Source organism: Streptomyces sp. NPDC058674 (assembly GCF_042716505.1).
Classification (GTDB): Bacteria; Actinomycetota; Actinomycetes; order Streptomycetales; family Streptomycetaceae; genus Streptomyces.
In genome coordinates, this window is the sequence record NZ_JBHXSC010000045.1 from 47,426 (window position 1) to 58,979 (window position 11,554).

General features: G+C 75.4%; 8 protein-coding genes. 2 read left to right on the forward strand and 6 right to left on the reverse strand.

Annotated features, from left to right (window positions below):
* Positions 1 to 16 precede the first annotated feature (16 nt).
* From ACFWU6_RS22490 to ACFWU6_RS22505, 4 genes are all read right to left on the reverse strand, one after another.
* Positions 17 to 1,186 (reverse strand): DUF4190 domain-containing protein, encoded by a 1,170-nt coding sequence (locus ACFWU6_RS22490; RefSeq protein WP_383982724.1) that lies wholly within the window; start codon positions 1,184 to 1,186, stop codon positions 17 to 19.
* Positions 1,187 to 1,683: 497 nt separating this feature from the next.
* Positions 1,684 to 2,415, reverse strand: a complete 732-nt coding sequence (locus ACFWU6_RS22495; RefSeq protein ID WP_383812719.1) for a DUF305 domain-containing protein — start codon at positions 2,413 to 2,415, stop codon at positions 1,684 to 1,686.
* On the reverse strand, positions 2,412 to 3,089 hold the full coding sequence (locus ACFWU6_RS22500) for a DUF3105 domain-containing protein (protein WP_383812721.1): 678 nt from the start codon (positions 3,087 to 3,089) through the stop codon (positions 2,412 to 2,414). Before ACFWU6_RS22500 ends, ACFWU6_RS22495 begins: the two co-directional genes overlap by 4 nt.
* A gap of 58 nt (positions 3,090 to 3,147) precedes the next feature.
* Positions 3,148 to 3,627 (reverse strand): hypothetical protein, encoded by a 480-nt coding sequence (locus ACFWU6_RS22505; RefSeq protein ID WP_383982727.1) that lies wholly within the window; start codon positions 3,625 to 3,627, stop codon positions 3,148 to 3,150.
* A gap of 173 nt (positions 3,628 to 3,800) precedes the next feature.
* Between ACFWU6_RS22505 and glnA the strand changes: the two genes are divergently transcribed.
* Positions 3,801 to 5,162 carry a type I glutamate--ammonia ligase gene (gene glnA, locus ACFWU6_RS22510; RefSeq protein WP_383812725.1) on the forward strand — a complete coding sequence of 454 codons (1,362 nt, stop codon included), beginning with the start codon at positions 3,801 to 3,803 and terminating at the stop codon, positions 5,160 to 5,162.
* A gap of 70 nt (positions 5,163 to 5,232) precedes the next feature.
* On the opposite strand, the gene ACFWU6_RS22515 is transcribed toward glnA, so the two are convergent.
* The gene (locus ACFWU6_RS22515) at positions 5,233 to 7,341 is read right to left on the reverse strand and encodes a PIG-L family deacetylase (RefSeq protein ID WP_383982729.1); all 2,109 of its coding nucleotides are present in this window, start codon (positions 7,339 to 7,341) and stop codon (positions 5,233 to 5,235) included.
* Positions 7,342 to 7,862: 521 nt separating this feature from the next.
* Between ACFWU6_RS22515 and ACFWU6_RS22520 the strand changes: the two genes are divergently transcribed.
* On the forward strand, positions 7,863 to 10,850 hold the full coding sequence (locus tag ACFWU6_RS22520) for a bifunctional [glutamine synthetase] adenylyltransferase/[glutamine synthetase]-adenylyl-L-tyrosine phosphorylase (protein ID WP_383812729.1): 2,988 nt from the start codon (positions 7,863 to 7,865) through the stop codon (positions 10,848 to 10,850).
* Between the two features lie 39 nt (positions 10,851 to 10,889).
* Here ACFWU6_RS22520 and ACFWU6_RS22525 read toward each other — a convergent pair whose 3' ends face one another.
* On the reverse strand, positions 10,890 to 11,144 hold the full coding sequence (locus ACFWU6_RS22525) for a hypothetical protein (protein WP_383982732.1): 255 nt from the start codon (positions 11,142 to 11,144) through the stop codon (positions 10,890 to 10,892).
* Between the last annotated feature and the right edge of the window lie 410 nt (positions 11,145 to 11,554).

Here is an 11,554-nt window from a genome sequence, read left to right on the forward strand (position 1 = left end):
CGGCTCCGGCGCCCGGTCAGCCGATCGGACCGGCGTACTTCACGTCGTCGAGCAGGGTCCCCGCGGCGATGTCCGCGGTGATGCTCACGGTGCCCTCGGGGACCTCGAACGCCATGACGCCGCTGGCCGAGGCGCCGGGCAGGATGGACCCCTGGATCATCTTCGGCACACTGCCGTCGAAGACGAGCTCGGCGGTCATGCCCTTGTCGTCGCGGACGTTCGGCACGGCGTAGATCACCTCGTGCGGCCGGGTCGAGCCGTTGGTGATCGTGACGGTCATCTGGACGGCGTTCTTCACCGTCTCCCGGCCGTAGAGGCTCTCCGGCTTGTACTTCTTCGGCGCCGAGAGGCTCACCTTGATGCCGTCCCCGTACGTGAACGTCTCGCCGAAGGGCAGCGCGCTGGTCAGGCCCGGGGCCTGCGAGGCCGAGGGGGACGGGGAGGCGCCGGGCCCCTCGCCGTCCTCGGGGAACGCCCCTTCGAGGTCGCGGTCCCGCTGCCGCTCGATGCTGCGGTCGATGCTGTCCGCGGCCTCGTCCATGACGGCGGCGGTCAGGAAGAAACCGCCCACGGACGCGCCGAGGCCCAGCACGCCGAGGACGGTGCCGACGACGGACATCGTCTTGCGCGGGGCCCCGTTGGAGGCGCGGACGAGAGCGCCGATGCCCAGCCCCAGGCCGGTGACGGCGAGGAGGGCACCGATCCAGAAGAGCAGCGGGACGAGGCCGATGGCGATCGCGCAGATCCCGACGACCAGCGCGGCGACGGCCAGGCCGTTGCCGGCCGGGGCCGCCTGCCCGTACGGGGCGTAGGCGGCCGCGCCGTAGCCCGCGCCCGGCGGCGCCCAGGGGTTGGCAGGGGCGCCGGGCCCGCCGGCCGGCGCGCCGAACGCCGCGGGGGCCGGGGCGGGGAAGGGGGAGGGGGGAGCGAAGGGCGAGGGGGCCGGGGCGGCCGGCGGGGCGGCGGGGGCCGCCGCGTCGGACGGCGCGGGCGTGCCGGGTGTCCCGGGCGCCGGCGGGGCGGCGGGGGCGGCCGGCTCGGCGGGGGTCTTCTCCAGCGACAGCGGCTGCGCGGGCGACGCGGGCTGTGCGGACGACGGTGCGGGGCCCGCCCCGGGTATGGGCGTACCGGCCGGCTCCGTCGGGCGGCCGGGCGGGGTACTGGGCGGATTCGGCGGGGTGCTCATACCGGCGTGTGGGTTCCTTCGGTCGCGGGTCTCGTGATCGCGCAAGCCTCCCACGCCGCTGCGCTCCGTCCGGCGGATTTCCGTACGGACCCGGCCCGGGCGGGGCCCGTCCTGTACGCGCAGTACCGCCGGCCGGGCGAGGAGTTCGCGGCCCGAGGGCGGATCGGGCCCGCCGCCGGACCGGCGCCCCGCGGGCCGCGCCCCCGAGCGGCGCGGTGTCGCGGGAGCCGGCCGGGCCGGTCCGGCGCCGGGCGCCCGCTCCGAGGTCGCCGAGACGTCCGGTCACCCGGTCACGCCGGACCGCCCGGACGAGGTGGCCCGGGCGGTCCGGTACGCCGCCCGGCACGCCGTCCCGGATCAGGCGTGGGCGCAGACCTTCTCGGCCCGGCCACCCGATCCGCGGTCAGCGCCCCCGGGTCCCGATCCGGGTGCGCGCACGCCCGTACGGGCGAGAGGCGCCCTCTCCTCGCCGTACCGGCATGTCCGTCCACCTCCGCTCACCCGCGCGGCGCTGCTCCGCGCCGGCGCAGCATGTCCGCCATCAGGGTGAGCTCGGACTCCTGCGCCGCGACCATGCCCCGGGCCAGCTCCCGCTCGGCCGGGGTCGTGCACCGGTCCGCGCAGCCCTGGGCCATCGCGACGCCGCCCCGGTGGTGGTCGGTCATCAGCTGGAGGTAGAGCACCTCCGCCTCCCGACCCGCGGCGGACCCCAGCGCGCTGATCTCCTCCTTGGTGGCCATGCCGGGCATGAGCGCGCCGGGCTTGGCGGCGCCGTGCCCGGTGGAGCCGCTGGAGTCGGCGGAGGCGGCGGAACTGGCCGGTCCGGCCGGGTCCGCGTGGCCGCCGTGGCCGCCGTCGCGCTCCTGCTCGGAACGCCCCATCCACGCCATCGGCGGCTCGCCCGCCACCACCTTCGGCAGGCCCCACAGGTCCAGCCAGCCGAGCATCATGCCCCGCTGGTTGGCCTGCGTGTTGGCGATGTCGTAGGCGAGGACGCGCACCGCCTCGTCCTGGGTGCGGTCCCGGACGACGAAGGACATCTCCACCGCCTGCTGGTGGTGCACCGCCATGTCCCGGGCGAAGCCCGCGTCCGCGGAGTGCAGCCCCGGCGTGCGCCCGTGCTCGTCCGGCTCGCCGCTCGCGGCGGCGACCGTGGCCGCCGCCGCGAACAGCAGGGCGAGCAGCACGGCCGTGCCGGCCACCCAGTACGTACGGGGCGTACGGCTCACTTGTCCGCCAGCCCGTTCGTGCAGGCCGCGCCCGGTTCGGGTGTCTGCGGGCCCTGCACGTACTTGGTGAAGAACTGCGCGACCCGCGGGTCGTCCGCCTTCTCCACCGTCAGCTGCTTGCCCCACGCACTGAGCATGATCGCGCCGGCCTGCTCCTTGACCGGGCTCATCAGCGTGTACGGGGTCTTGCCCACCGTCTCGGCGAGCCGGTCGACATCGCCCTTGGCGGCCTTCTCGCCGTACGTCACCCAGACCGCGCCGTGTTCCAGCGAGTGCACGGCGTTCACCTCGGGCAGCGGGTTCTTGTAGACGTCGCCGTTGCAGTTCATCCAGCGGGGGTGGTGGTCCCCGCCGACCGGCGGGTTCATCTCGTACTTCACGGGGGTCTCGACGTGGTTGCGGCCCAGCTTCTGGGCGTCCCAGGTCTGCTCGCCGTCGACCGGCGTCCTGCGGGCGGTCTCCGCCGCTTCCTGCTTGCGCTGCTGGGTCTCCTGCCGGTCGATCAGCACCCACGCGCCGAAGCCGACCAGGCCGACGACGACGGCCGCGGAGACCGTGATCGCGATGGCCTTGTTGCGCCGGTCGCGCGCTCTGTCGGCCCGGCGCATCTGGGCTATGCGCGCCTGGCGGGAGTGGGGGTCGTTCTTGTCGGTCCTGCTGGGCTGGCTGGCCATGTGCCCTGGTTCCTTCTGCTGAGGGGGGTGGGGTGGTCGGACGCGCGAACCGGACCCGTCAGGTCCGCAGCACTTGAAGGGCGTGCAGGTCGGGGGCGCGCGCCGGCGGCGCCGAAGGCCGCACCCGCCCCCGGGGGGCCGTCGCGGCCGGCGCCGCCGGCGTCCCGCCGCCCGCCAGGACCGCGGCGGGCGCCGGTACGGGCAGGACGACCGGGACCACGTGTGCGAGCGGGGAGCAGCCGGGCGGGTCGTACGGGGACGCGCAGACGGCGGGGGCCGCGTGTGCGGGCACCGCGTGTCCCGCGGCGGCGTGTCCTGCGGCCGGGTGTCCGCTCGCGCTGTGCCCGGCAGCGGCAAAGGCAGGGGCGGCGGCAGAGGCCGCGGGGGCGGGGGCGGCGGCGGGCGGCGGCGCGGGTCGCGCACACAGGAACAGCGCCCCGATCCCGGCCAGCAGCAGCCCGAGGGTCGTCAGGAGGACGGCGCGCCGAGGAGTGGGGCGTACCTGACGCCCCGCCCGCGTGTGCTCCCGGCCCCCCATGGGCGCAGATGGTAATGCTCATGACGGGTCCACGGTCAGTGCGGGGGTGCCGCGAGCTTTCCGGGGTGCGTAATGTGGCGGAAACCACCGCTGGCGATACTGGGCCGGCCCTTCTGTGCCCCCGGCCCCCGGGGCTGTGGTGCACAGGCCGTCTGAACTGCGAGGATGAAGGCATGGACAAGCAGCAGGAATTCGTCCTCCGGACGCTCGAGGAGCGCGACATCCGCTTCGTGCGCCTGTGGTTCACCGATGTACTGGGCTTCCTGAAGTCCGTCGCGGTCGCCCCGGCCGAGCTGGAGCAGGCTTTCGACGAGGGCATCGGCTTCGACGGCTCCGCCATCGAGGGCTTCGCGCGGGTCTACGAGTCCGACATGATCGCCAAGCCGGACCCGAGCACGTTCCAGATACTGCCGTGGCGCGCGGAGGCCCCCGGGACCGCCCGGATGTTCTGCGACATCCTGATGCCGGACGGCTCCCCGTCCTTCGCGGACCCGCGCTACGTCCTCAAGCGCATCCTGGCCAAGACCTCCGACCTGGGCTTCACCTTCTACACCCACCCGGAGATCGAGTTCTTCCTGCTGAAGGACAAGCCGCTGGACGGCTCCCGCCCCGTCCCGGCGGACAACTCCGGCTACTTCGACCACACGCCGCAGAACGTGGGCATGGACTTCCGCCGCCAGGCGATCACGATGCTCGAATCGATGGGCATCTCGGTGGAGTTCAGCCACCACGAGGGCGCCCCGGGCCAGCAGGAGATCGACCTCCGCTACGCGGACGCGCTCTCCACGGCCGACAACATCATGACCTTCCGCCTCGTGATGAAGCAGGTCGCCCTGGAGCAGGGCGTGCAGGCCACGTTCATGCCGAAGCCCTTCTCGGAGTACCCGGGCTCGGGCATGCACACCCACCTCTCCCTCTTCGAGGGCGACCGCAACGCCTTCTACGAGTCGGGCGCCGAGTACCAGCTCTCGAAGGTCGGCCGCTCCTTCATCGCCGGCCTGCTGCGGCACGCCGCCGAGACGGCCGCGGTCACCAACCAGTGGGTGAACTCCTACAAGCGCATCTGGGGCGGCTCCTCCCGCACGGCCGGCTCCGGCGGCGAGGCCCCCTCGTACATCTGCTGGGGCCACAACAACCGCTCGGCCCTCATCCGCGTCCCGATGTACAAGCCGGGCAAGACGGGCTCCTCGCGCGTGGAGGTCCGCTCGATCGACTCGGGAGCCAACCCGTACCTGACGTACGCGGTCCTCCTCGCGGCGGGCCTCAAGGGCATCGAGGAGGGCTACGAACTCCCGGCGGGCGCCGACGACGACGTCTGGGCCCTCTCGGACGCGGAACGCCGCGCGATGGGCATCGAGCCCCTCCCGCAGAACCTGGGCGAGGCCATCGCGCTGATGGAGCGCAGCGAACTGGTCGCGGAAACCCTCGGCGAGCACGTCTTCGACTTCTTCCTGCGCAACAAGAAGCAGGAGTGGGAGGAGTACCGCAGCGAGGTCACCGCCTTCGAACTCCGCAAGATGATGCCGGTGCTGTAGGCGCGGCACGAGTGAGCCCGGTCCGCCCCCTGGGGCGGGCCGGGTTTCGTCGTGTCGCGGGGCTTCCGGGTCAGCGGACCGCGCGGTGCCAGGGGGGCGGGGTGGGGGTGGGGGTGCGGGGCGGCGGGGTCGTGGTGAGGTGCAGGGCGGCGTCCAGGCCCAGGACGGCCGTCGTCGTGGTGCCGGTGGGTTCGAGCAGGGCCGCCGGGGCTCCCGCGAAGAGCATGCGGGACTCCGTCCAGGCCGGGGGGCCGCCCAGGGTTGAGGTGCCGACCGTGCCGGTGCCCGCGCGGCCCGCGATGCTGCGGCCCGCCACGCCCACCGCGCCGTAGCCGGCCCGGCCGCCCGCCTCCGTGATGCTGGAGACCCGGGGCCCGGCGGGCCCCGCCGTGACCAGGGCCGTGCGGACGACCCCCGAGTCCGGGCGGCGGAAGAAGAGGCGCACGCCCGCGCCGTCCGGGGCCGCCGACAGGGGGACCGTCGTCGCCGGCAGGCCCGTCCGGGCCGGGCCGAGCAGGGGCGAGTCCGGGGTGCGCTGGATCCAGGCCGCCACCGAGCGCGTGGTGGTGGCGTACACGTGGCGCCGCCCCGCCGAGTCGACCGCCGCGACCGGGTCGCCCTGGAGGTCTCCGCCGCCCAGCCGCTGCCACGGCGAGAAGCCGCCGTCCGGCTGCTGGGCGGCGGCCCGCAGGGTGCGGCGGGAGTCGCGGAGGTAGACCGTCAGGAGGCCGTCCGCGTCCGCGGCCGCGGCGGGGGCGCTGATCGCCGAGGTGCCGTCCTCGTCGGCGGTCTCGGGAGTGCCGAGCGACTGCCACGGCCCGAACGGCCCGTCGGGCGAGGACTGGGCGGCGTACACGACCTCGCGCCGGTAGTCGGCGGGGCGCGTGCCGAGGGTGGTGCGGGTGGCGAGGACCCCGACCCGCCCGTCCGGGAGGCGGACGGCGGTGGCGCCCGGGTCGATTCCCGTGCCCGGCAGCAGCGCCGGACCGGCCCAGGCGCCGCCGGGGGAGCGGGTCCAGTACGCGGTCCGGCCGTCCAGGGTCGCGAAGGCCCAGAGCCGGCCGGGGGTGCCCTTTGTCAGCCAGGAGGTGGTGTCCGCGCGGGTGTAGCGCAGCGACTGCGCCCAGTTGCGCCCGGTCGGGCTGCCCGCGACCTTGCGGTCGCCGCACCCCGAGGGGCTGCCGCAGTAGTCCGTGCGGTCCTGCCAGGCGTAGGTCCGCAGGACCGCGGTCTTCGCCCGTACCGTCTGCGGGTCGAGCGCGTGGGGCAGGGCGCCGTTGTGGTAGCCGAGGTAGTTCTGCACCGAGAACCGCGGCCGGTCCGCGACCCGCTCCGCGTACGAGGCGGCCGCCGCCTGTACGAAGCGCGCGCCGTACACGTGGTCCTGGTGGTCGGTGGGGCGGCCGCCTTCCCCGTGCCGCCCCGGGGTGGGGTCCTGCATCCGTATCGTCGTCGGCCGGTACCGCTCCAGGACCCCGGCTATCGCCGCTGTCACCTGGTCCTTCGTGTACGCGTACGCCTGCGTGACCGGGGTGCCGGCGGCGGGCTGGGTGCCCAGCGCCGGTATCCGGCCGTTCCACAGGCCGCGCAGGCTGTCCGGATTGTCCCCGTCGATGCTGCGGGCCTCGCGGAGCTGCAGCCAGACCAGCTGCACCTGCGGCTTCGCCACCAGGACGTCGAGCTCGGCCTGTCCGCCGCCGGCGGTGGGGATGACCGTACGGCGCCAGGGCCCGGTCCGGTCCCCGACGGCCATCTGGGCGTAGGCGGCGCGGATGCCGTTCTGCCGGGCCTCCGCGTAGGCGGCGCGGTCGGCGGGGCGCGGGGGGTCCTTCAGGCCGCCGCCGCTCGCGGTGTTGCGGCCGTCCGCCTCGCCTGAGGTCAGGTACGCGGTGGTCACCCGGGTGCCCGACAGCAGCGAGCGGCTGAGGTCGGGATTCATGAAGAACAGGTCGTCGTCGGGGTGCGCGACGACCTGGACGACCGTTCCGGCCGTGGTGCTCACGGGCAGGACGGCGGCCCGGTCCTCGGGGGCGGCCGCAGCGGGCGTCTGCCGGCCGGCCCCGACGGCGAGCACACCGGTGGCGCCGAGCGTGAGCACGGTGAGCAGCGCCGCGAGCCGTACGCGGCGGCAGGCGGGGGGCGGGAGCACGGCGGGCAGGGGCGCGGCGGGCAGGGGCATCCGTTTGCGGTTCCGTTCCGTATCCGTAGGGGGCGTCGGCGGGTGTCGGCACGGGCATCGCAAGGCGTCGGCACGGGCGTCGGGTGACGCCCCGGGTCGTTCGTGCTCCGTGCAGGAAAGCCGCCGGGCAGTCAGGAAGAGGCCGATGACGGGGACTTGGTTCACCGCTTCCGCCACTGACCGGTGCGGTCCGGAAAAGATCCGGACGTGATCGTGTCCCGGGAGGGGCGCTCCCGCCAGCGCCAGCGCCAGCGCCAGCGCCCGCGCCGCGACGCGGCCGCCGCCCGTCCGCTCCCCGCGCGGCCGCCGCCCGTCCGCTCCCCGCGCGGCCGCCGCCCGTCCGCTCCCCGGCGCCGCCGTCCGTCCGCTCCCTGCGCGGCCGCCGGTCCCGTCCCACGGCCCCCTCCGGCCGACCGCGACCGGGCCCGCGCGGTACGTGGCGGCGAGTCGGCCCACCGCTGCGGCTAGGCTCGGTCCCGGCAGGCCAGGGCAGTGGCAGCGACGAAGCAGGAGGCCGCGGGATGACAGTCCCGGGACGCAGGAGCAGCACCTTCAGCCGGCTGCTGCGCAGTGGTTTCACCGACCCCTCCGCCGCGGCCCGGCTGCTCGACGCCGACGCGCTGGACGCCGTACGGAACGATCCGGTGCTCCTCGACGCCCTCGGCGCGACCGCCGACCCCGACCTCGCCCTCCTCGGGCTCGTCCGCCTCGCCGAGGCGCAGAGCCCCGAGGACCGCCCCGTCCTCCTCGACACCCTCGTCAGCGCCAAGCCGCTGCGCGACCGCCTCCTCGGCGTCCTCGGCGCCTCCGAGGCCCTCGGCGACCACCTCGCCCGCCACCCCCGCGACTGGCAGGCCCTCGTCACCTACGAGGCCGCCGACCTGCACCCCGGGCTGGCCGAGTTCGAGCAGGGGCTGGCCGACGCCCACGACCCCGTGCAGCTGCGCGTCTCCTACCGCCGCTGCCTGCTCTCCATCGCCGCCCGCGACGTCTGCGGCACCACCGACGTCCAGCAGGTCGCCGCCGAGCTCGCCGACCTCGCCACCGCCACCCTGCGCGCGGCCCTGCGCATCGCCTGCGCCGCCGCCCCGCAGGACGCGGCCCAGTGCCGCCTCGCCGTCATCGCGATGGGCAAGTGCGGCGGCAACGAACTGAACTACGTGTCCGACGTCGACGTGATCTTCGTCGGGGACAGCCCCGACGGGGGCGACGAGGGCAAGGCCGTCCAGGCCGCCACCCGCCTCGCCTCCCACCTCATGCGGATCTGCTCCGAGACCACCGTCGAGGGCACCATCTGGCCCGTCGACGCCAACCTCCGCCCCGAGGGCAGAAACGGTCCGCTCGTCCGCACCCTCGCCTCCCACCTCGCCTACTACCAGCGCTGGGCCAAGACCTGGGAGTTCCAGGCCCTCCTCAAGGCCCGCGCCGTAGCCGGGGACGAAACCCTCGGCGCCGAGTACATCGACGCCATAAGCCCCCTCGTCTGGCAGGCCGCCGAGCGCGAGAACTTCGTCGCCGACGTCCAGAAGATGCGCCGCCGCGTCGTCGACAACATCCCCGCCGCCCAGGTCGAGCGCGAGCTCAAGCTCGGCCCCGGCGGTCTGCGCGACGTCGAGTTCGCCGTCCAGCTGCTCCAGCTCGTGCACGGCCGCAGCGACGCCACCCTGCACTCCGGCACCACGCTCGACGCGCTGCACGCGCTCGCCGCCGGGGGCTACGTCGGCCGCGCCGACGCCGCCCAACTGCACGACGCGTACCGCTTCCTGCGCGCCATGGAGCACCGCATCCAGCTCTACCGGCTGCGCCGCACCCACCTCGTCCCCGAGGACGAGAACGACCTGCGGCGCCTGGGCCGCTCCATGGGCCTGCGCACCGAGCCCGGCGCCGAGCTCCACAAGGCCTGGCGCCGCCACGCCTCCGTCGTCCGCCGCCTGCACGAGAAGCTCTTCTACCGGCCGCTCCTCGACGCCGTCGCCCAGCTCACCCCCGGCGAGACCAGGCTCTCCACGCGCGCCGCCGGCCAGCGCCTCGAAGCCCTCGGGTACGCCGACCCGGCCGCGGCCCTGCGCCACCTCGAAGCCCTCGCCTCCGGCGTCTCGCGCAAGGCGGCCATCCAGCGCACCCTGCTGCCCGTCCTGCTCGGCTGGTTCGCCGACTCCGCCGACCCGGACGCCGGCCTGCTGAACTTCCGCAAGGTCTCCGACGCCCTCGGCAAGACCCCCTGGTACCTGCGGCTGCTGCGCGACGAGGGCGCCGCCGCCGAGAACCTCGCTCGTGTCCTGTCCGCCGGCCGCCTCGCCCCCGACCTGCTGATGCGCGCCCCCGAGGCCGTGGCCCTGCTCGGCGACCCCGGGGGCCTCCAGCCCCGTACGCACGAGGCGCTGGAGCAGGAGGTACTGGCCGCCGTGGGTCGCGCCGGGACCGCCGAGGCCGCCGTCGCCGCAGCCCGCGGGGTGCGCCGCCGCGAGCTGTTCCGCACCACGGCCGCCGACATCATCCGCTCGTACGGTACGGAGGAGAACCCTGCCGAGGAGGACCACGGAGCCCTGGTCGACCAGGTCGGCGGAGCCGTCTCCGACCTCACCGCCGCCACCATCGCGGGCGCCCTGCGCGCCGCCGTCCAGGCCCAGTACGGCGACACCCTGCCCACCCGCTTCGCCGTCATCGGCGTAGGCCGGTTCGGCGGCCACGAGCTCGCCTACGGTTCCGACGCGGACGTCCTCTTCGTCCACGAGCCCCGGGAGGGCGTCGACGAGCAGGAGGCCGCGAAGGCCGCCCAGGCCGTCATCGCCGAGATGAGCAGGCTGCTCCAGCTGCCGACCGCCGACCCGCCGCTGCTCATCGACGCCGACCTGCGGCCCGAGGGCCGCTCCGGGCCGCTGGTCCGCACGATCGCCTCGTACGCCGCGTACTACCGCCGCTGGGCCCTGACCTGGGAGAGCCAGGCCCTGCTGCGGGCCCAGCCGGTCGCCGGCGACGGCGAGCTGGGCCGCCGCTTCATCGAGCTGATCGACCCGCTGCGCTACCCGGTGGAGGGCCTGGGGGACGACGCCGTACGGGAGATCCGCCGGCTCAAGGCCCGGATGGAGTCGGAGCGGCTGCCGCGCGGCGCCGACCCGACCCTGCACACCAAACTCGGCCGCGGCGGCCTCAGCGACGTCGAGTGGACCGTCCAGCTGATCCAGATGCGGCACGCCTGGGCCGAACCGGGCCTGCGCACCACCCGCACCCGCGAGGCCCTGGCCGCCGCGCACGCGGCCGGGCTGATCCCCACCGAGGAGGCACAGATCCTCGACGAGGCCTGGGTCCTGGCCACCCGGGTCCGCAACGCGGTGATGCTGGTCCGCGGCCGCGCCGGGGACACCTTCCCCACGGAGGCCCGCGAGCTGTCGGCGGTGGGCCGCTACCTCGGCTACCCGGAGGGCACGGCCGGCGAGATGCTGGACGACTACCGCCGCATCACCCGCCGTGCGCGGGCGGTGGTGGACGAGCTGTTCTACACGGGATGACGGGATGACGGGAGGGCCTTCGGGGCCGGTTCCAGCGCCTCAGGCCCGGCTCCAGCGCTGGGAGGCCTCGCCGCCGCAGCCCGTCGTGATCAGGCCGCTGCTCATGCCCAGGTCCAGGCAGCCGCCGCCGTAGTAGTCGCTCACCAGACTGCCGCCCGAGCCCGCGTGCCACAGCCGGCCGATGTCCTGGGCGCAGTCGCCCACGAAGACCGCCTGGCCGAGACCGTTGCAGTACAGGCACTGGCCGGTCTGCTGGTTCACCAGCTTGAAGCTGCCGCCCGGCTTGCTCTGCACGGTCCAGCGGGCGGTCGAGTCCGAGCAGCTCCCGTGGTCCGAGGCGCCGAAGACCTGGGTGATGCACCGGCCGTTGTTGCCGTTGCGGTAGCGGTGGGTGCCGGACGGGGGCGGCGGGGCGGTCGTGGGCTTGGCGGCACCCGGTGGGTTTCGGCGGGGCGCCGGAGGGCGCCGGATTGCCGGGGCCCGGCGGGGTGCCGGGGTTGCCGGAGCTCCCCGCGCCGCCCTGTGCTCCGCCGCCGCCGATGCCGCCGCCACCGGCGCCTTGGCCGTTGCCCGCGCCGGCGGCGGTGCCGCCGACGGCGCCCCCGGCACCGCCGCCCGCCGCCGCGCCCGCGGTCGACGGGAGGTGGAGGCCGCCCGCGCCGCCCTGCCCGCCGCCCTGCCCGCCGTCCTGCACGGGGTCGCCC